Source organism: Azospirillum sp. UENF 112521 (assembly GCF_058780665.1).
In genome coordinates this window covers 910489-930000 of the sequence record NZ_JBSNCI010000003.1, presented here as the reverse complement: position 1 = coordinate 930000, position 19512 = coordinate 910489, and the positions used below count along the sequence as shown (strand labels likewise).

Here is a 19512-nt window from a genome sequence, read left to right as displayed (position 1 = left end):
CGGCCGTAACTATAACGGTCCTAAGGTAGCGAAATTCCTTGTCGGGTAAGTTCCGACCTGCACGAATGGCGTAACGACTTCCCCGCTGTCTCCAACACCAACTCAGCGAAATTGAACTCTCCGTGAAGATGCGGAGTTCCCGCGGTCAGACGGAAAGACCCCGTGCACCTTTACTACAGCTTTGCAGTGGTGCTAGGGACTTCATGTGTAGGATAGGTGGGAGGCTTGGAAACATGGGCGCCAGCTCGTGTGGAGCCAACCTTGAAATACCACCCTTGAAGTCTCTGGCATCTAACCGTGGCCCGTTATCCGGGTCCGGGACCCTGCATGGCGGGTAGTTTGACTGGGGCGGTCGCCTCCCAAAGTGTAACGGAGGCGCGCGATGGTGGGCTCAGAGCGGTCGGAAATCGCTCGTCGAGTGCAATGGCATAAGCCCGCCTGACTGCAAGACTGACAAGTCGAGCAGAGACGAAAGTCGGCCATAGTGATCCGGTGGCTCCACGTGGACGGGCCATCGCTCAACGGATAAAAGGTACGCCGGGGATAACAGGCTGATGACTCCCAAGAGTCCATATCGACGGAGTCGTTTGGCACCTCGATGTCGGCTCATCACATCCTGGGGCTGGAGCAGGTCCCAAGGGTTCGGCTGTTCGCCGATTAAAGTGGTACGTGAGCTGGGTTTAGAACGTCGTGAGACAGTTCGGTCCCTATCTGCCGTGGGTGTCGGAGTTTTGCGAGGATTTGTCCCTAGTACGAGAGGACCGGGATGGACATACCTCTGGTGCACCGGTTGTCACGCCAGTGGCATGGCCGGGTAGCTAAGTATGGACGGGATAACCGCTGAAAGCATCTAAGCGGGAAACCCACCTCTAAACCAGAGCTCCCTTGAGAGCCGTGACAGACCATCACGTCGATAGGAGGCATGTGGACGGGCAGCAATGCTTGAAGCTAAGCCTTACTAATCGCTCGATCGGCTTGATCTCGACACCACTAACCGCGCCATGCGCAGCAGCAAGCCTGCTCCAAAGCAGTGCTTGACCAGCGCACAGCCGTTCGATACATCCTCAACTCACTTGCACTGAACAAGCATTAAGCGCTTTCGGTAACAGCGTCGGTCTTGTGCCTCGGTGACCTGGTGGTCATGGCGAGGTGTCAAACACCCGATCCCATCCCGAACTCGGCCGTGAAAAGCCTCCGCGCCAATGGTACTGCGTCTTAAGACGTGGGAGAGTAGGTCGCCGCCAGGTCGCTCAGGCACATGAGACGCTCAATACAAGAAAGCCAAATGCTTGCATCTTCATCCAGATCACGAACGCCCCGCCTCGAAAGAGACGGGGCGTTTCGCTGTTCGGGCCGCGCTTGCCCTCAGGAGCAGGCCCCGCCTGAAGACATGGGTCGTCGGCGCACGGCTGCCGCCAGAGGAATGCAGGGCTGATTGTCAGTCTGTCGAATTAGCATGCTCTGCAACCTAAAGAGAGCGGCCGGTCATGACGGACGAAACGGTGGACGGGGGGCGAAACGGGCCGGCCCGCCAGACGGCAGCCGGAACGGAGCCCGGCCCGACAATCTACCTGCAGCTTGCCGGGGTCGTCCTGTTCTGGGGCGCCAACTGGCCGCTGATGAAGCTGGCGCTGATCGACATTGGGCCGCTCGCCTTCTGCGCCGTTCGGCTGGTCGGCACCACGGTGAGCTTGGCCCTGCTGGCGCCGCTGTTGCGCTTTCCCTTGCTGCCCCACCGCGGTGAGCGGCTGATGATCGCGGTCGTCGGCCTGCTGCAGGTCGGCGGCATGATGGGGCTGAGCAACATCGGGTTGCAGTTCGTCTCGCCGGGGCGGGCGTCGGTGCTTGCCTACACCATGCAGATGTGGACGCTGCCGCTCGGCCTGCTGCTGCTTGGCGAGCGCATCTCCAGGCGGCAAGCCGCGGCGGCGCTGCTGACCTTCGCCGGGGTAGTTGTCTTCTTCAACCCGGCGCTGGTGAACTGGAACGACGCCAACGCGCTGATCGGCAACGGCTTCCTGATCGGCTGCGCGATCAGTTGGGCGCTGGGGGCGACGCTCTACCGCCGGCGGCTATGGAGTACGCCGTTCTGGACCCAGATCTTCTGGCAGGTCGCTGCCAGCGCGGCGGTGATGGTGCCGCTGGCGCTGTTCGCCGAAACGGCGCACCCGATCAACTGGTCGGGCTCGCTGCTGGCGGTCATCGCCTACAACTGCCTGATCGCCACCGGGCTTTGCTATTGGTGGTGGAGCAAGGCGCTGTCGGTGATGCCGGCCAGCCAAGCCGGGCAGATCGTCTGTCTGGTGCCGGTCACGGCGCTTCTGTTGAGCGCGGTCTTCGACAGCGAGCCGCTGAGCTTGGGCGTGCTGCTCAGCGTGGCGCTGATCGGCGGCGGAATCGCTCTTTCCGCACGGGCGCGCTGATCGGCGGGGCCAAGCGAACGCAAGAAGGAAATCCTGATTGGCCGTCGCACTTGCGGCTGAAGACGGACCTTGGTAACGGGGCGGCCAGCCCCAATCGGCGTGGAGAACCGTCCTTCATGTTCAAAGTAGCCGGAGGCGCAATCCTCAATTGTGGCTGAATTTTCCTTGAACCGTTACCTTGCAGCGGTGGATTGTTCCGGAAATGGATTATCCAACAGTCCAGTTCGGAGCAAGTCCAGGTCGAAGTGGCGCTGCCAGTGTGGATACTGAAGCGGGAGAAATGGTCCAACACTGGAGAGCACCCGATGGCCGGCATTCAGATCGCCGAGATGGATTTTTCCGCAGGGCTCAAGACCAAACACATCAAGGTCCCTGCCATGGTCGCGAAGGTGGATCTGAAGGAGGTTCCGAAGGATCTCCAGAAGGCCATCGACAAGGACAAGATCATTGTCCAGAAGCTGATCGAAGCGGCCTATGAGCAACTCAACAAGTCCAAGAAGGAAGTCCAGGGGGCTCTTCAGGATTTCGACGCCAATCTGGGCAAGAAGCCGCCGGCCAATGAAAAGGAACTGGCCGAGCGTGAGAAGACGATCAACGTCATGTGCAAGCAGTTCACCGAGGCGCAGGCGGGTCTGGCGCTGAAGGCGGTGGAAAAGGCCTGGGACGCCTATGCCAGCAAGAAATCGGACCTGAAGTCGTTCAAGCTGAAGTTCGCCAAGACCATGGTGCTGGGGTCGATCAGCGTCCTTGCCAACACCGTGTCGGCCGGCGTCAGTGTCGGCGTCGCGGCGGTGACGGCGGGCGGCGCCACCCCGATGGCGATCATCGGCATCTGCACGACCGTCGCCAGCATCGGCAAGACCGCCGTCACCATGGCGCTCGCCATTCACAATTTCGCCCGCGACATCGAGAAGGCGGAGACCGACATCCGCAAGACCGACGACACGCTGGCGTCGGCCTACAGCAGCGGTGACCTGAATTTCAAGGCCGGCGCGCGCGAGGTGGCGGCGATCCTGGGCGTACCGTTCGTGAAGTCCGTCGGCGGCATGGAGAAGCTGCTGCTCGAATACCATGCCAAGACCGGCAAGATGGAGGAGCAGTCCGACAAGCTCTACGATCAGGCCAAGAAGATGATGACCCAGATCGAAAAGCTGGAGAAGGAGAAGCTCTCCAAGCAAGCCGATGCCCTGGTCAAGATTCTCGGCGAGAAGGTCACCTTCACGCTCGACAAGATTCATGAGCTGCAGGCGCGTATCAAGACGAAGGACGTCTTCTACGACCAGATGACCGGCCACCTCGTCTGCTACAAGGACCTGCGCGGCAAGCCGCTCGAGAAGATCGGCGTGACGAAGGAGACGCTCGAGACCATTGTCACCATCGGCTCGACCCTGAAGACCATCGTCTCGACGACGCTTCAGATCGTCAAGCTGGCCGGCGGCTGACGCCTGTGCCTCAACGGAGTCTGTCCCGCGCCTGGAGAGGCGCTGGACAGACTCCAGGCTTTATTCCGGAGACGGACCGCAGGGAACGGGAAGAGGAGACGCATCATGGGAATGCAGGCCGTCATGGGCGCGATGACGATGTGCAGCTTCGGCGCCGCACCGTCGAGCCTCATGGTGCTTCCCGCCAGCGCGGTGATGAGTTCCAAGGTGCCCGCCGCCAACATCATGGACAGCAAGCCGTTCGTCAATGTCCTGCCGTTCGGCGTGTGCATGAGCATGGCCAACCCGGCGGTGGCCGCTGCCACCGCGGCGGCCTTCGGTGTGCTGACGCCCATGCCCTGCACGCCGATGACCGCCGCCCCCTGGGTGCCCGGCAGCCCGACCGTCCTGGTGGGCAAGATGCCGGCGCTCAACAACAGTTCGAAATGCATGTGCGCCTTTGGGGGCGTGATCCAGATCACGCTGCCCGGCCAGTTCACCGAAATGGTCCCCTGAGCATCGGTTGCCGGACCGAACCGCCAGACGCTATCGTCCCGGCGGTTTCGGCGGCGGGATCGCGCCGGTTTCCTTCCCGCCCTCGGAGAAGGTCCGCAGCGGCTCCACCAGGACGCCCTGGTGATAGACGCCGCGCTGCATCACCTTGCCGGACGGAAAGAAACGCAGGAATTCTCCCTCCAGCAGCCCGTCCTGGAAGAACGTCTGCTCGCTGACCGCTCCGCCCTCGAAAAAGCCTGCCGTCGGGCCGTGCAGACGGTCCGCGGCGTAGGTCTCCCGGCGCAGAACCGCGCCATGGGGGCTGTAGAAGACAGACTCGCCCTCGCGCTTGCCGGCACGGTACTGCACCACGGCTGCCACCGTGCCGTTGGTGGCGAAATAGACGGACGGCCCTTCCAGTTCGCCGGCGCGGTAGTTCAGGCGGCAGACCAGCCGCGCTTGCATGTAGAAGGTCGAGGTGCCGTGCTGCACCCCATTTGCATACTCGGCCACCTGCACGATGTTGCCATCATCGTCATAATGGCGTGTCTCGCCATGCATGGCGCCGCCGCGCATGCGGGCACGCATCGTCGGCCGTCCGGTCTCTCCATAACGGATGAAATCGCCGTCGAACACCCCGTCCACCAGCCGTCCGGACTGGACGATGCGTCCGTGCGCGTCGCGTTCCTCGACCCTGATCTCGGTGGGGCCTGCGGCCTCGGGGGCGTCGGTTGGAGAGTCCATGTCCGTCATCTCAGTTCACCATCACCACGCCGCCCTTGAGCGTCAGCATGCCGCCGCCGCTCACCTCGGCCGTCGCCGAGCCCTTCACCGTGCTGGTCAGGCCCTGGGCCGTCAGGGCCAGCCCCGCCTTGAGGTCCAGCGTCGTGCCGCCCTTGAGCGTGGCGCCCATGCCGGCCTTCATGTCCAGGCCCATGCCGGCGTCGATCTCCATGCCGGTCCCGGCCTTCACGGTCATCGCGGTGCCGGATTTGACGTCGAGCGAGGTGCCCGCCTTGATCTCGATGCCGGTCGCCGCCTTGATCCCGATGTCGGCCGATGTCGCCGTCAGCTTGATCGACTTGCCCTTGATCACGATGTCGCCGGTCACGTCGATGGTCAGGTTGCCCTTGACCGTAAGGGTGTAGTTGTTGTCGACGGTGTGCTCGAAGTCGTCATTGTTGAGGTGCGTCTCCTTGCCTTTGACCGACAGGTCGCGGGTGCCCTTTGAGATCGCGTGCGTCTCGTTGCCTTCGGTGACGGTGATCGTATGGTTGTTCTTGACCGTCAGCTTGCGGTCGTTCTTGACGTCGATGGTGCTGTCGTTCTCGATCGTCTCGATCTCGTCGTGCTTGACCAGCCGTGTCAGGTCGTTGAGGACCTTGATGTTCATGTCCTTCTGGGCCTGGACGAAGATCTCCTCGTTGTCGGCCTTGTCCTCGAAGCGGATCTCGTTGAACTTGCCGGTGCCGTTCTTGGAGGTCTGCGTCTTGATGGTGCTCTTCGTGGAATCGTCGGGCAGCGTGTAGGGAACGGTCTGGTCGGCGTTGTAGACGGCGCCGGTGACCAGCGGCCGGTCGGGGTCGCCGTCCAGGAAAGTGACCACCACCTCCTGCCCGACGCGGGGGAAGAACATGATGCCGTAATTCTTGCCGGCCCAACCCTGCGCCACCCGGACCCAGCACGAGCTTTTCTCGTCGTTGGTGCCGAGCCGGTCCCAGTGGAACTGCACCTTGATCCGCCCATACTGGTCGAGCCAGATCTCCTCGCCCGACTTGCCGACCACCTTGGCGGTCTGGGTCGAATGGATCCGCGGCTTCTGCGCGGTGTTGAGCGGGCGGAAGGGGTGGGCTGACGGGAAGCCGGTGAAGGTCGCGACGAAGCGGTTGGTCGCCCCTTCGATGCGGACGGAATTCAGAACCATTTCCGCGTTGAGCGAGTCCTTGCGGTGGCCGGAGATGGTGATCTTGGTCCCGGCCTCCATCCCGCGGCAGTTGCCGCCGCCGCGGATGCGCTGGCTGGCGAAGGCAAGCGCCTGCTGGCGCACCAGGGCGATCTGCTCGCCGTCGGCGGACACCGTGTGGCGCACCGCATAGTCGTTCATCGTGCCGGTGCCGGCAGTCCCCTCCGCCGTGGCGTAGAGGTCGGTCGCCGGCGTCTCGAAGTGATAGCTGTCCACCCCGACGCTCTTGGTCGTCACCCGCCGCTCGACGCCGAGCTGGGTGATGACGTTGTCCTCGTTGTCGTAGGCCTTGTGCCCGCGATACTCGTAGGTGGAGACCAGCGCGCTCGTGGTGAAGGCGCTGTCGCCGTCGCCCAGAACCAGCTTGTGCTCGCCGTCGGCATGCTCGAAGAAATAGAAGATGCCTTCCTCTTCCAGCAGGCGGGCGATGAAGTTGTAGTCGGTCTCGCGATACTGCACGCAATATTCGCGGGTCGCGTAGGTGCCGTTCAACACCGTCTTGATGGTGCCGGTGGAGCCGATCACCGCCTCGACGATTTCCGGCACCGTCTTCTCCTGGAAGATGCGGCAATCGCCGGAATGGGTCAGCATCCACAGCCAGGGATGCAGTTCGGCCTCGTAATGGGCGGAGGAATCGCGGTCGTCGATGTGCGTCAGCTCGATGCGGCCGACGATGGCGTTGATGTAGCGCTTGGACGTGCCGTCGCCCAGAGTCAGCGTCACCGTCACCGGCTTGCCGACGATCTGGTCGAAGTCGATGTCGTCGTCCGACGACAGCATGGCCACCCGGTAGGAGAAGAGCGCCGACAGCCGCTCCTCGCCCACGATGTTGCGCAGGATCAGCTTGTCGGGTCCGAGCGGAGTCGAGATCGACAGGTGCTGTTGGGCCTGTGAGAAACGCTCGCTCATTCTTCCCTCGTGCCGCCTTCCCTCGTGCTGCTTCGCCCCGTCCCGCCGCCGGTCAGGCCAGCGCCGGTTCCGCGGCTCCAACGGTCACGGTGAAACGCCCGTCGCTGTCGCAATCGACCCGGATCGCCCCCACCGGCTGTCCGGCAGCCACCCGATCGAGGATCCGCATGGCCACTTCGGGAACCACGAACTCCGACAGCAGGGTGTCGATCATACGGGCGCCTGCGTCCGAATGCACGGCCCGCCGCACCAGCGCCTCCAACGCTGCCGGGGCTACGGTCAGTGCTGCGGCACGGTTGCCCTCGGTGCGCTTGCGCAGCTTCTCCACCTTCATCAGGGCGATGGCGCGGACCTGCTGCTCGCTGAGGGGATAGTAGGGCACCACCGTCAGGCGACCGAGGAACGACGGCCGGAAGCGCCGCCGCAGGGGATCGGAGATGGCCTCGACACCCTCTTCCAGCGCCTCGCGGATTTCGCCGGCATCGAGCCGCGCCCGCCCGAGTTCGGTCAGCTCCACGTCGCCGAGATTGCTGGTCAGCAGGATCAGCGTGTTGCGGAAGTCGACCTCCACCCCCTCGCCATCCTCCAGCACGCCCTTGTCGAAGACCTGATAGAACATGTCCAGCACGTCCGGGTGGGCCTTCTCCACCTCGTCCATCAGGATGACCGAGTGCGGGCGGCGCCGCACCGCCTCGGTCAGCACGCCGCCGCTGCCGTAGCCGACATAGCCCGGAGGGGCGCCGCGCAGGGTCGCCACCGCGTGCGCCTCCTGGTACTCCGACATGTTGATGGTGATGAGGCTCTGTTCGCCGCCGTTCAGGAGTTCGGCCAGGGCCAGCGAGGTTTCCGTCTTGCCGACGCCGCTGGGACCGCTCAGCAGGAAGACGCCGATGGGGCGGTTCGGCTCGTTCAGCCCGGCGCGGTAGCCGCGCACCGCCCGCGCGATGGCGCGCAGCGCCTGCGGCTGGCCGACGACGCGCGCCTCCATGCGCTCCTCCAGCCCGACGACGACATCGACATCGTCCTTGGACATCGAGCCGACCGGAATGCCGGTCCAGTTCGACACCACCGCGGCGACCACGCCGCCGTCGACCCGGTGCGGTACCAGCGCGTCGTCGCCGCGCAGCGCGGCCAGCCGCTCCTCCGCCGCCACCGCGTCGGCCTGCCGCCCAGCGGTCAGCGCCTCGTCGATGGCCTTCACCAGTTCGGCCTCGCGGGTCCAGCGCCCGGTCAGCGCCGCAAGCTCCTCGGCGACGGCAAGGCGGCGGGTGGCGATGCCGGCCAGCCGGGCCTCGTGCGCCGCGCCGGCCTCGCGCTCCAGCCGCTCGGCCTCGCGGGCCAGCATCTGGTCCTCGCGCTCCAGGGTCTCGACGGCTTCGGGTTTGGAGGTGCGGGCGACGGCCACCCGGGCGCAGGCGGTGTCCAGCACGCTGATCGCCTTGTCGGGAAGCTGGCGCGCCGGGATGTAGCGCGCCGACAGCTTCACCGCCGCGGCGATGCCGTCGTCCAGCACGCGCACGCCGTGGTGTTCCTCGAAGCGGCGCACCAGCCCGCGCAGCATGGCGGCAGCGGCGACCTCGTCCGGCTCAGGCACGGAGACCGGCTGGAAACGGCGGGCGAGCGCCGGGTCCTTCTCGAAGTATTTCTTGTATTCGGCCCAGGTGGTGGCGGCGATGGTGCGGAACTCGCCGCGGGCGAGCGCCGGCTTCAGCAGGTTGGCGGCGTCGCCCTGTCCGGCCGCCCCGCCGGCCCCGATCAGCGCATGGGCCTCGTCGATGAAGACCACCGTCGGCACGGCGGAGGCCGCCACCTCCTTGATGATCGACTTCAGCCGGTTCTCGAACTCGCCCTTGACGCCGGCGCCCGCCTGGAGGAGGCCGAGGTCCAGCGTGCGGATCGCCGTGCCGCGCAACGGCTCCGGCACGTCGCCCTCGGCGATGCGCAGCGCCAGCCCCTCGACGATGGCGGTCTTGCCGACGCCGGGGTCGCCGACCAGGATCGGGTTGTTCTGCCGCCGCCGCATCATCACGTCGACGACCTGGCGGATTTCGCGGTCGCGGCCGATCACCGGATCGATCTTGCCGGCCCGCGCCTGCGCCGTCAGGTCGACGGTGTACTGGTCCAGCATGGACTGGCCGGAGGCCAGCGGCGACGGCGTCGAGGGTCCCTCGCCGAGCGGTGCGGGTGCGGCTGAGGACGCCTCGCCGAGCTTGGTGTCGCTGCGCAGCATGCGCACGAGTTCCGGCAGGTCGGTGGCGGTGCGGTCACGCGGGATGGCGAGCAGCGACGGTGCCGATTCGCCGATCACCGCGCGCACCGAATCGCAGGCGACCGCCGCCCACAGCATGGCCGGCACCAGGATCTGCGGGCTGTCCAGATGCGTGACCGAGGTGAGCAGCGCGTTCTCCAGCAACTCCGGCACCCGCGGCGAGAAGGCGGGGGTGCGGGTGTTGCCGCGGCGGATCTTCTCCAGCGCCGCGTTCAGCTCGGCCTCGACCCGCGCGGCATCGACGGTGTAATGGCGCAAGATGCCGGCCACGACGCCGCTGTTGGTGCGCAGGACACTGAGGAGCAGATGTTCGACCTCGACGTCGTAATGGGTGTTCGACACGCACAGTGCGGCGGCGCGTTCCAGCACCTTGCGGCCGTCGCGGTCGAGCTTTCCGATCAGGGTCTTGATGTCGGCGGTCACGGGCTGCCTCCGGTCGCGGGCTGAAGAGTGAGCTGGCCGGGTGTCCGGCTCGGCGAGTTGGGGAAGCGCAGCCAGGACGTCCAGCCGAGCAGGCTGCCGTCGCGGGCGGAAAGGCGGGTGTGCGGCACCATCGGCGGGCTCAGCACCAGGGAGATCTGGAAATCCATGCCCTCGCCGCTGTGGAAGCGGGCGAGGGCGCACAGCGTGGCGTGGTGGCGGCCGCTGGGCAGGAAGTCGCGATAGCGCTCCAGCGAGTCCATTTTCAGTTCGATGGCGTAGCAGGTCTGCTGGTCCCAGACGCGCCGTCCAACCACCACGTCCCGGCCCAGCCGGTTGTTGCGTCCCCGCCGTCCGCCGCTGACGACTGTCGTCGCCTCCTCGCCGAGAGGAAGCCAGCGGCCGACGAAGCCCTTGACCCGTGCCTCCACCTGGAAGATGGCGCCGATCATCGTTTCCAGCCCGGCGGCGGAGCGCACGCGGCAGGACAGGATGCCGGAAAAGGCCAGCAGCATGCGGTCGGGCGTACCGGGCAGCCGCTCTTCCAGGTGATCGGTGCCGATGCCCACCAGGGAACGCAGCGCCCGGGCCAGCAGCGACCGCTCCGGATCGCGCTCCAGCAGCGGCAGGCTGCCCTGCCGCGTCCGGTAGAGGATCGACATCAGGCGGTGGTTGAAGATGTCGTAGAAGGCGGCGCCCGCCGTGTCGTGACGGGCCACGCGCTCCAGCATCATCTCGGTCGCGACATAGGGCAGGGGGCCGCCCGTGCCGCCGAGCCCCAGTACCGGCGAGCGCACGACGCCACGCCCGTCCTCGTCCTGCCGTGCCGACACCACGTCGCTGGCCGGGAAGGCGAGGGTGGCTTCATGTTCGATGCGCACGGCCTCGCGGTCGGGATCGATGCCAGACCCGAGCGGCTCGCGGTCCGGTGCGGCGCGTTCCAGCAAGGCGATGGCCTGGAACAGGTCGAACCCCCAGGGCTCGGCCTCCAGCGCCTCGATCAGAGGACGGGCTGATTGCCTGCCAGGCGTGGCCATGTCTTCCAGATCCCCCCTCGTTGCACCGAGCGCAGCCGGAGCTGGGCGAAAGCGTTGACGTTGACGTAGAGGCCGAGGAAGCGGCTCAGCACCCCGCCGAACACCAGCGGGCTGGTGCCCACGAAGTTGCGCTCGTCGATGTCGAGCGTCAGTTCCAGCCCGCGCACGAAGCCGCGCCAGGCATCCTGGCCGATGCGGTGCAGGACCGGCCGCGAGGACAGGGCGTTCAGGCCGCGCAGCTGGTTCTGCGCCATCACGTCGTCCGGCGCATAGAGCCCGAGAATTGCCTGGAGCGCCCGCAGCCCCTCCGGATCGCCCGTCAGGCTGAGATGGTTGACCGACAGATGCGAGACCAGCTTCCACGCCGACGTGCCGCCGATCGGGGCGGGACGCCCGGCGGTCGGCTTGTTCAGGCAGCGGATGGAGGCGATGGGGGCCGCCTCCTCGATCATCAGCACCGCCCCGGCCGGCACCTGTTCCGCCAGACCGCGGTTGGTGCAGGCGACCCTGACCAGCAGCGTCTCGTCCGCCGGCTCCGCCGGGTCGAGGTCGAGATGGTGCAGGCTGAGATAAACGTCGGTGCCCGGCATGTCCTCGCGCTGGGTCGGTTCGCGCGCGGCGAGCCAGAAGCCGCGCGGATCGGCATCGGCGCTGGCATGCTGGAAGGAGAACAGGGGCACATAGCTGCGTCGCGCGCCATCGGCGTCGCGCATGCCCGTGACCTCCAGCACCGAATGGATCTCGGTGGTCCGCTCGCGCATGGCGTCGGCGACGACGCGGTAGGAGGTGCGCTTGTGGTTGAGCCGCACCGGCTCGGCCGAGCGGGTGAACAGGTTGACGATCGGCGTGCAGCCTAGCCGGAAACAGTCGCGGCGCACCGTCAGCCGGTTGGGCAGCGGGCGCGACACCAGGATCAGCACGTCCACCACGGTGCCCGACAGCCGGCCCTGCGGCAGCGCCAGATCGTAGAAGTCGAACTTCTGCGGGAACTCGAAATACTCCTGCAGCAGGCCGTAGGCCGGCTGGGCGTGCCGCGGGTGGGGCAGCACGGTCTGGTTGGGCTCGAAGCCGACGGGGCGCAGCAGGTCGTCGCCGCGCAGCCGCACCGGCGGCTTGCCGGGCATCAGGTAGACGACCTCCACCATGCCGCACAGCAGCAGTTCGTGCAGCGCCGCGTTCAGCACCGGCTCGCCGTTGAGGAACAGCCTCAGGCTCTCGACCGGGAGGTTCTCGAAGACCTGGTTGCAGGTCTCCAGCCGCAGGCGCAGGACCGAGGCGGCTTCGCCGCCGTCGATGAAGTCGTAGCGCTCGGTCGGCTCCACCGCGGCCTCGGTCAGCGCCAGCGGCCACAGGGTCACGTCGTAGGCGGTGCGGAAGCGGCAGCGCGCCGATCCTTCGGCCAGGGCGTGCAGGGCGGTGCCCCGCGGCACGGTGAAGCCGCCGGTGAGCTGGCCGTTGCCGGCCGCCGGCTCCATCTGGGCGATGCCCATCGGCGGCACCGGCGCCACCAGCTGCGGGTGGAGGATGCCCAGCAGCGCTTCGGTGAAGCGCGGAAACTCGCGGTCGAGGTTGAGTTGCAGCCGTCCGGTCAGGAACGCGAAGGACTCGATCAGCCGCTCGACGTTGGGATCGGCCGCCTGGTCGGGCCCGAGCGCCAAGCGTCGGGCGATCTTCGGGTAGCTGCGTGCGAACGCCTCGCCCGCCCGGCGGACGTACAGCAGTTCGCGCTCATAATGTTCGAGGAGGTCCTCGCGCCGCATGTCAATCCGTCCCGGCGGCGAGGCCGGCGGTCGGCGTCGGGGGGGCAGCGCCGAGATTGACGGAGAAGAACAGCGGCTCGACGACGGTGCCGGCGGCCACCTCGCCGGAGATTTCCACCGTCAGCGTCCCGTTGCCCTTGCCCGGCGTCACGACGACGCGCGGCCGCAGCAGGCGCGGCTCGAAATCGAGGATGGCATGGCGGACCACCGTCTCCACCCGGCGGCGGTCGGTGAAGGAGCGCGGGTGGATCTCGCCGAAGTCCGGCAGCCCGTATTCCATCACGGTGCCGCCGGTGTCGGTCCGGCGTTCGCCCGCGGTGCGGCTGTCCAGCAGGCGCAGGATCTCCCGCTGGATGGACGCGGTCAGGTCGGGCAGGGACATGACGATCATGGACGGATCGTCGGTCGACGGGTTGTCCGGCTCGAAATCGATCAGGCGCTCGAAGAGCAGCGTGCGCCCGCCGTTCATCGCCTTGGACTGTGTCATTACCGGCCTTCCGATCCCTTGTCGTCCGCTTGCCCGCGGCGTTGCCACGCTTGCCCCTCCCTTGCGGAGCGAGAGGGGGCAACCGTTTCCGCCACGGCATGGCCCCGGCAGAAACCGGGGGCTCATGCCGCAGAGTCTCAGCTCGCGCCGCCGACCGCACCGGTGAGCAGGTCGAACGAGACGCCGCCGCCGCCCTGGCTGGTCTGCTTCTCGTCGTACTGCTTGTAGACCCAGGTGATCTTCGTGGCGTTGATCTCCAGGCTCTCCGTGGTGTCGCCCTCGCTGACGCTCAGCGAATGCTTCGACAGGAGCGGGTTGGTCAGCTCCAGGGTGAGGAACTCGACCCACTGGAACTCGTCGTCGCCCAGCGGCTTGACGCAGTGGATCTTCCAGGTCTCGCCCTTCACGCCGGCCCGCAGCAGCAGGCTGATGAGCTTGGGGGACGCGATGTCCCACTTGCGCTCCAGCGTGATGTTGTTGACCTTCGGCGTGTGGACGGTGCGCCGCGCGTTGGTCGTCACTTCCATCTCGACTTCCATGTCCTGCGCGAGCGATTCGCACAGGATCATGTCGGTGAAGTCGACCTGCTTCGTCTTGACCCGGCACTCGCCCTTGACCTCGGGGATCTCCAGGATGACCATGGACATGGTGATGAACTCCTAAACAGATGGGCGTTGGACGGTCGGGGCCGGGGTCAGGCTTCCGGCGCCGGCAGCTCGGCCACCAGCCGGATCGAAGCCGACAGCTCTTCGAGCTGGAAGTGCGGGCGCAGGAACACGTTGGCGCGGTAAACGCCCGGACGGCCCGGCACCTCGTAGACGTCCACGCGGGCCTCGCGCAGCGGGAAGCGGGCCTTCATGTCCTGGGAGGCGTCGTCATCCAGCAGGATGTAGTTGCCGATCCAGGTGTTCAGGTAGCTCTGCACGTTGCCGCGGGTCGTGAACGAGCCGATCTTGTCGCGCAGCATGACCTTGAGGTAATGCGCGAAACGCGAGGACACGAGCATGTAGGGCAGCATCGCCGAGAGCCGCGCGTTCGCGTTGGCCTCGTTGGTGTTGTACACCTTCGGCTTGTTGGCCGTCTGGCCGCCGAAGAACGCCGCATAGTCGGTGTTCTTGCAGTGCACCAGCGAAATGAAGCCGAGGTCGTTCAGCTCCTTTTCACGACGGTCGGTGATGGCGATCTCGGTCGGGCACTTCAGCGCGACGTCGCCCTCGTCCGTCTTGAAGGTGTGGGTGGGCAGGCCGCCGACCCGGCCGCCGCCCTCGACGCCGCGGATGGCCGCGGTCCAGCCATACTTGGCGAAGGCGTCGGTGATGCGCGCGCCGAGCGCCCACGAGGCGTTGCCCCACAGGTACTTGGAGTGATCGCGGCCGTCCACGTCCTCCACGAAGTTCACGCCTTCGACCGGCACCGTCTTCGGGCCGTAGGGCAGGCGCAGCAGCGTGTGCGGCATGACGAGCGCGACGTAGCGCGAGTCTTCCGACGCGCGGAAGGACCGCCACTTCGTCATCTCGGCGGTTTCGAAGATCTTCGAAAGGTCGCGCGGACCCGACAGCTCGGAGAAGCTGTCCATGTCGAACATCTTGGGCGAGGCGGCGGCGATGAAGGGCGCATGGGCCGCAGCGGCGACGTTCGAGATCTTCTCGATCAGCGACATGTCCTGCGGATGGCGGCCGAACTCGTAGTCGCCGATCAGCACGCTGTAGGGCGTGCCGCCGAGCGTACCGTACTCGGCCTCGTAGACCATCTTGAACAGCGCGCTCTGGTCGAACTCGACCGCGCTGTCGAGATCCTTCTGCAGGTCCTTGCGCGAGCTGTTCAGGACGCGGATCTTGAGCTGCTTGCCGGTCTCGCTGTTCATGACGAGGTAGTTCAGGCCGCGCCAGGTGGCTTCCAGCTTCTGGAAGTCCTCATGGTGCAGCACCTCGTTGAGCTGAAGGCTGATCAGCTCGTCGATCTGGGCGATGCGGTGGTTGATCGCCTCGACGACATCCACGGCGACGGCGTCGCCGGTCTCGGCGACGACCTGGTCGACGAACTCGGACAGCAGATCGCGGGCGTAGGGGCGCTGGCCTTCTTCGCGCGCCATCTTGCCCTCGACCATCATGCGGTCGAGCAGGCTGGCGCTGGCGGTGCTCTCGACGGACATTTCCGTAGTCACTTGGGCACTCCTGTGAATGCGTTCCGTATCAGCGGATTGGCGGCCGTCAGGCGGCCGGCGGCTCTTCCGTCGGAACCGGCGCCATGGCCGTTTCCGTGGGGCCGAGGAGCTTCTTCAGCTCGTCCTGCTGTTCGGTGTTGGAGATGACGTCGTTGAGCAGGCCGCTCAGCTCGTCGTTGCCGTCCAGCTTCGCCAGCAGGTCGGAGAGCTTCTGCCGGGCCTCGAACAGGCGGGCCAGCGCCGGCACCTGGTTCAGCACCTGGACCGGCTCGAAATCGCCCATGTCGTCGAAGTTCAGCAGCACGTTGAGCTTGCCGCCGTCGGGCTGGAGCTTGTTGTCGACTTGGAACGCCAGCCGCGGAGCGGCGGAGGCCAGAACGTCGTTGAAATTGTCGCGGTCGACCTCGACGAACTTCCGCTCCTTCAGCTTCGGCAGCGGCTTTTCCGGCTTGCCGCTCAGGTCGGCCAGGACGCCGACGAGGAACGGAAGCTCCTTCATCTCGGTGGCGCCGCCGGTGTGAACCTCGTACGTCAGCTTGACGCGCGGCGGACGGACGCGCTCCAATTTCTTCTGGATGCTCTCGGTCATGACCTCACCACCTCGCAATGAATCCATGCGCGCCCTGCGCCGCGCGTTAGCCCCGCCATCATTCGGAGTGCAATCAATCTTAGCCAGCCGAGATAGGCCCCAATTGGCTGGCATCCCCCGGTAACACCTCCGTTTCGGAGGTATTACCCCGCAGCCGGCCTTTCGGCCTGTTCCATTCCGGCGGGAAGCCCCGCGCCGGTACGGAGTTACCGGCGCAGGTGCCGCAGCAGGAAGTTGCGCGCTTCCACCAGCTGGCTCATCCGTTCCGCGCTCGACAGCAGGCCGGTGTCGGGATGGTAGATCGGCGCCAATGTGCGGAAGCGGCTGTTGACCGCCTGCGGATCGAGGCCCCACTCATGCGTGAACCCCAGCACGTAGGTCGCCTGCCAGGGCTTGAGGATCGGCTGCTGGAGCGGACGGAAGGCCAGCGTCTCCAGTGCGGACGTCAGCTGCTCCAGGCGCAGGCGGCAGCGGCTCATCTCGGTTTCCACCGCCGCCAGTTCGCCCGACGTGACCAGGCGCGCGCCGTCGGACGCACCGATGGTCGCCGCCGCCCACGCCGCCTTGCGGACCGTCGCATGGTCCAGGCGGACCGGGTAGCGCACCCTCAGCTTCGGCACCACGCGCACCCGCCGGGTGCGTCCGTTCTTCAGCGTCACCCGCCGGTACGACACGTCCACCGGGTTGGGTTCCCCCGGATCCGGCAGGGCTTCCAGCACGTCGGGACTCATGACCGTCAGGAATGCCCGGATGAGCTGCGATGTCGTCATGCCGCGGGCGACCGCCGCCGCTTCGACGGCCGACCTCAGGGAATGCTGGCAAGGCACGACGATGGAGGACAAAGGGCGACCCCGAAGTGTGAGTGAAACCATGAATGACCTGTAAGACTCAATCCCGCGCCTGCCGGAGCTGGGCGAGCGCATCGCGGATCGCCGCCTCCAGCGCGGCGATCCGGCCGCGTTGCTGGTCGTCGCGCCGGGCGGCGGCCTGTGCGGCGCTGCGCAGGCGGCCGACCTCCTCGATCGGCGATGCGTCCACCCCCCGGCGGTCGAGGTAGAACAGCCCGACCTCGATCACCTGCTGCAGCGTCTGGCCGGCCGGCAACAGCCGCTCCAGCGCCGCCAGTGCGGCAATCCGCTCGCCCGCCGCCTCGCTGCCCAGCCGCGGAAGCACCGCCCGCAGCCGCTTGTCCCGGCTCAACGCGCCGACCGGTCAATGCACGGCATGGCCGAGCCGCTGGAACATGCAGAGATAGCCGTGGACCGGAACCGACGCCTCGGTACGCAGGATCACGTTGTCGATGGTCCTGGCGCGGAACAGGCCGCGCGCGCTGCTTCGCAGATGGTCGAGGCCATGGACGTAACGGCCGCTCGGGGTCAGCCGGTATCCCAGCTCCTCCTGCCGCTCGACCGTGAATGCCAGCAGCCCGCCGGGATCGAGCACGTCCGCCGCCGCCCGGAAGACTTCGGTCAGGTCGCCGATGTAGCAAAGCACGTCGGCGCTGACGACGGCATCGAAGCGTTCGTCGGTGCCGGTCATGAACTGGACGAGTTCGGCCTGCGCCAGCAGGTCGTAGAGGCCGCGGTCGCGCGCCTTGTCCAGCATGCGCGCCGACAGATCGACCCCGACCAGCCGGGATGCCGCCGGGCGCAGGATCGGCCCGCACAGGCCGGTGCCGCAGCCGATGTCGAGAATCCGTGCACTGCCCTCCGCCGCCTGGGCCGCCGGCAGCGCGGCGACCGCGGTGCGGGCGACGATCTCATGCGCCTTGTACTGAAGCGTCTTGACCAGATGCTCGTCGAAGCGGTCGGCATAGGAATCGAACACGTTGGCCACATAGGCCTCCGGCGCCCTGGCCGAGGTCGTGCCGCCAATGGCGTGGACGAGATGGGCCAGGACCGTGTCGTTCGGATCGAGATCCATCGCCCGGCGATACACCTCCAGCGCTTCGTCCCGATGATTGCGGTTCACCAGCAGCGATCCCAGCACGATCAGCGATTCCCGCCGCGACGGGTCGAGCGCCGCCCCTCGGCGCGCGGCGGACAGGGCCTCCGCCGACCGGCCGACGGCGTCCAGCGCCTGGGCCTGGACCGCCAGCACTTCCGTGCCCGCCGGATCCAGGGCCAGTGCGGCGCGGCACACGGGCAGGGCCTCCTCCGGCGCCTTGTCCTTGAACAGGGCCATGGCGCGCAGGGCATGCATCGCCGAGTGGTCCGGGCGCAGCTTGGCGGCCTGCTCGGCGGCGAGGGCGGCGTCGCGGTAGCGGTTCTGGGCCAGCAGGATGCGGGCCAGGTTGGCGAAGGCCTCGGGATAGTCGGGTCGGTGGCGCAGCGCGGCGGCGCAGGCGAGCAATGCCTCCTCCAACCGGCCCATGCCGCGCAGCGCGACCGCGAGGTTGTTGTAGGGCATCGGCCAGTCGGGTTGCGCGGCGATGGCGTCGCCGAACAGATCGGCGGCCTCGGCGAAGCGCCCCTGGCGGAGCAGGGCCGTGCCGTCCTCCACCTTCGCCCGGATTTCGTCCGGGATCTCGCCGGCCTGGAACGAGGTGGTTTGGGGCGACGGGGCATGACGGGGGGAGGGTGTTCCGGCGACACTTGGCGGCGCCATTGCGGGCGCCATTGCGGCGGACGCTTCGTCCATGGCGGTCCCCTCCGAGAAAAAATGATATTCGGCCTATGCCGTGACAAAGGGCATACCGCACCCCCGACGCCGCCGCAAAAGCAGATCGAACCAACATGGGCCAATCTTCAGGGGCTCCGGCGCTGGAATCCGGCTATAGCCGAACCAGGAGGCCAGCCATGCTCTTCGGTTTCGGGCGCCTTGCATTCGTCCTGTGGCTCTGCGCGGTCGGCGGTCAGGTCTTCACCCTGTTCGCCTTCCACAACGCGGTGGCCGAGGCTCACACCAGCGAGATCGCCGCGCGGCTTTCGGCGTTGACGAACCGCGTCGCCGCGGCTGCGGCGGAACGCGCCACCATCGGAATTCCTCTGGCCCACCAGACCGACCTCCAGCGCCGCATCGAACTGGCGACCGGCGTCGGCAGCGGCGTCGCGCTGCATGTCGTTGACGCGCGCGGCACGGTACTTTTCAGCACCGCGCGGGAAATGGTCGGCGCGACGGTTCCGGCCTCGTGGATCGGCATCGTCGCAGCCGCTCCGGCGGAGCCGTGGAGCCACGAGGGGCGCGACGGCATGGTCATCGGCGTGCCGGTGCTCGATGCCCTTGGCGCGGTGGGCGGCGCCATTCTCGGCCATGCGGCGCAGGAGGATGCGCGGGTCGAGGTGCTGACGGCGCTGCGCGAGACGGCGACGGTCACCCTCGTGTTCCTGATGCTGGTCGCCGTGCTGGCGGCGCTGGGCACCCGCCTGCTGGTCGGGGAGACCCATCGTTCCGTTTTGAAGCTAAAGGCATTTTACGAGGCGCAGTGCCAGAGGCTGATGGGGGCGGAGCCCGCCAATGTCGGGACGCGCCCCGCGGGGCAGGCGCTCGGCGTGGTCCTGCACGGTCTGGAGCAGGCCGAGGAACAGGCCGCCCGCATCGACGATGCGCCAAACCGCGGCACGTCGGGAGCATAA

Annotated in this window: 16 protein-coding genes and 2 rRNA genes (1 of these 18 only partly in view); 6 read left to right on the top strand and 12 right to left on the bottom strand. The window is 66.9% G+C overall.

The window, feature by feature from the left end; genetic code table 11:
* From ACWPN8_RS19860 to ACWPN8_RS19840, 5 genes are all read left to right on the top strand, one after another.
* Positions 1-983, top strand: a 23S ribosomal RNA gene (locus ACWPN8_RS19860); it begins 1763 nt to the left of the window's first position.
* Positions 984-1131: 148 nt separating this feature from the next.
* Positions 1132-1247, top strand: a 5S ribosomal RNA gene (rrf, locus tag ACWPN8_RS19855).
* 240 nt (positions 1248-1487) lie between these two features.
* Positions 1488-2423, top strand: coding sequence for a DMT family transporter (locus tag ACWPN8_RS19850; RefSeq protein WP_492241971.1), 936 nt, complete (start codon positions 1488-1490; stop codon positions 2421-2423).
* Positions 2424-2728: 305 nt separating this feature from the next.
* On the top strand, positions 2729-3865 hold the full coding sequence (locus ACWPN8_RS19845) for a hypothetical protein (protein WP_109451177.1): 1137 nt from the start codon (positions 2729-2731) through the stop codon (positions 3863-3865).
* 105 nt (positions 3866-3970) lie between these two features.
* Positions 3971-4360, top strand: a complete 390-nt coding sequence (locus ACWPN8_RS19840) for a DUF4280 domain-containing protein (RefSeq protein ID WP_109051039.1) — start codon at positions 3971-3973, stop codon at positions 4358-4360.
* Between the two features lie 30 nt (positions 4361-4390).
* Here ACWPN8_RS19840 and ACWPN8_RS19835 read toward each other — a convergent pair whose 3' ends face one another.
* The 12 genes from ACWPN8_RS19835 to ACWPN8_RS19780 form a co-directional block, all read right to left on the bottom strand.
* Positions 4391-5083, bottom strand: a complete 693-nt coding sequence (locus tag ACWPN8_RS19835) for a toxin-antitoxin system YwqK family antitoxin (RefSeq protein WP_492241970.1) — start codon at positions 5081-5083, stop codon at positions 4391-4393.
* A gap of 10 nt (positions 5084-5093) precedes the next feature.
* A complete protein-coding gene (locus ACWPN8_RS19830; RefSeq protein WP_492241969.1) occupies positions 5094-7211 on the bottom strand; it encodes a type VI secretion system Vgr family protein in 2118 nt (705 codons plus the stop codon).
* A 52-nt stretch (positions 7212-7263) separates the two neighbouring features.
* Positions 7264-9903: a type VI secretion system ATPase TssH gene (tssH, locus tag ACWPN8_RS19825; protein ID WP_492241968.1), complete on the bottom strand. Its 2640-nt coding sequence runs from the start codon at positions 9901-9903 to the stop codon at positions 7264-7266.
* Positions 9900-10937, bottom strand: coding sequence for a type VI secretion system baseplate subunit TssG (gene tssG / locus ACWPN8_RS19820; RefSeq protein WP_492241967.1), 1038 nt, complete (start codon positions 10935-10937; stop codon positions 9900-9902). Before tssG ends, tssH begins: the two co-directional genes overlap by 4 nt.
* Entirely contained in the window at positions 10901-12697 is a 1797-nt protein-coding gene (gene tssF / locus ACWPN8_RS19815; RefSeq protein ID WP_492241966.1) for a type VI secretion system baseplate subunit TssF, read from the bottom strand. The genes tssG and tssF overlap by 37 nt, the downstream gene beginning before the upstream one ends.
* A gap of 1 nt (position 12698) precedes the next feature.
* Positions 12699-13184, bottom strand: coding sequence for a type VI secretion system baseplate subunit TssE (gene tssE / locus ACWPN8_RS19810; protein WP_492241965.1), 486 nt, complete (start codon positions 13182-13184; stop codon positions 12699-12701).
* Between the two features lie 137 nt (positions 13185-13321).
* Complete coding sequence (locus ACWPN8_RS19805; protein ID WP_098735784.1) at positions 13322-13831, bottom strand: type VI secretion system tube protein Hcp; 510 nt, start codon at positions 13829-13831, stop codon at positions 13322-13324.
* Positions 13832-13878: 47 nt separating this feature from the next.
* Complete coding sequence (gene tssC, locus ACWPN8_RS19800; protein WP_211099171.1) at positions 13879-15348, bottom strand: type VI secretion system contractile sheath large subunit; 1470 nt, start codon at positions 15346-15348, stop codon at positions 13879-13881.
* A 46-nt stretch (positions 15349-15394) separates the two neighbouring features.
* On the bottom strand, positions 15395-15937 hold the full coding sequence (tssB, locus tag ACWPN8_RS19795) for a type VI secretion system contractile sheath small subunit (RefSeq protein ID WP_109451193.1): 543 nt from the start codon (positions 15935-15937) through the stop codon (positions 15395-15397).
* Between the two features lie 206 nt (positions 15938-16143).
* Complete coding sequence (locus ACWPN8_RS19790; protein WP_492241964.1) at positions 16144-16707, bottom strand: hypothetical protein; 564 nt, start codon at positions 16705-16707, stop codon at positions 16144-16146.
* A 118-nt stretch (positions 16708-16825) separates the two neighbouring features.
* Positions 16826-17137 (bottom strand): hypothetical protein, encoded by a 312-nt coding sequence (locus tag ACWPN8_RS19785; protein WP_492241963.1) that lies wholly within the window; start codon positions 17135-17137, stop codon positions 16826-16828.
* Between the two features lie 12 nt (positions 17138-17149).
* The gene (locus tag ACWPN8_RS19780) at positions 17150-18577 is read right to left on the bottom strand and encodes a tetratricopeptide repeat protein (protein WP_492241962.1); all 1428 of its coding nucleotides are present in this window, start codon (positions 18575-18577) and stop codon (positions 17150-17152) included.
* Between the two features lie 158 nt (positions 18578-18735).
* On the opposite strand from ACWPN8_RS19780, the gene ACWPN8_RS19775 reads away from it, so the two are divergent.
* A complete protein-coding gene (locus ACWPN8_RS19775; protein WP_109451201.1) occupies positions 18736-19512 on the top strand; it encodes a hypothetical protein in 777 nt (258 codons plus the stop codon).

Coding starts and splice junctions, on each gene's coding strand:
- ACWPN8_RS19775 (WP_109451201.1), top strand. CDS start 18,736: ATGCTCTTCGGTTTCGGGCGCCTTGCATTCGTCCTGTGGCTCTGCGCG.
- ACWPN8_RS19835 (WP_492241970.1), bottom strand. CDS start 5,083: ATGGACTCTCCAACCGACGCCCCCGAGGCCGCAGGCCCCACCGAGATC.
- ACWPN8_RS19840 (WP_109051039.1), top strand. CDS start 3,971: ATGGGAATGCAGGCCGTCATGGGCGCGATGACGATGTGCAGCTTCGGC.
- tssF (WP_492241966.1), bottom strand. CDS start 12,697: ATGCGGCGCGAGGACCTCCTCGAACATTATGAGCGCGAACTGCTGTAC.
- tssG (WP_492241967.1), bottom strand. CDS start 10,937: ATGGCCACGCCTGGCAGGCAATCAGCCCGTCCTCTGATCGAGGCGCTG.
- ACWPN8_RS19805 (WP_098735784.1), bottom strand. CDS start 13,831: ATGTCCATGGTCATCCTGGAGATCCCCGAGGTCAAGGGCGAGTGCCGG.
- tssB (WP_109451193.1), bottom strand. CDS start 15,937: ATGACCGAGAGCATCCAGAAGAAATTGGAGCGCGTCCGTCCGCCGCGC.
- ACWPN8_RS19780 (WP_492241962.1), bottom strand. CDS start 18,577: ATGGACGAAGCGTCCGCCGCAATGGCGCCCGCAATGGCGCCGCCAAGT.
- tssE (WP_492241965.1), bottom strand. CDS start 13,184: ATGACACAGTCCAAGGCGATGAACGGCGGGCGCACGCTGCTCTTCGAG.
- ACWPN8_RS19845 (WP_109451177.1), top strand. CDS start 2,729: ATGGCCGGCATTCAGATCGCCGAGATGGATTTTTCCGCAGGGCTCAAG.
- ACWPN8_RS19790 (WP_492241964.1), bottom strand. CDS start 16,707: ATGACGACATCGCAGCTCATCCGGGCATTCCTGACGGTCATGAGTCCC.
- ACWPN8_RS19850 (WP_492241971.1), top strand. CDS start 1,488: ATGACGGACGAAACGGTGGACGGGGGGCGAAACGGGCCGGCCCGCCAG.
- ACWPN8_RS19830 (WP_492241969.1), bottom strand. CDS start 7,211: ATGAGCGAGCGTTTCTCACAGGCCCAACAGCACCTGTCGATCTCGACT.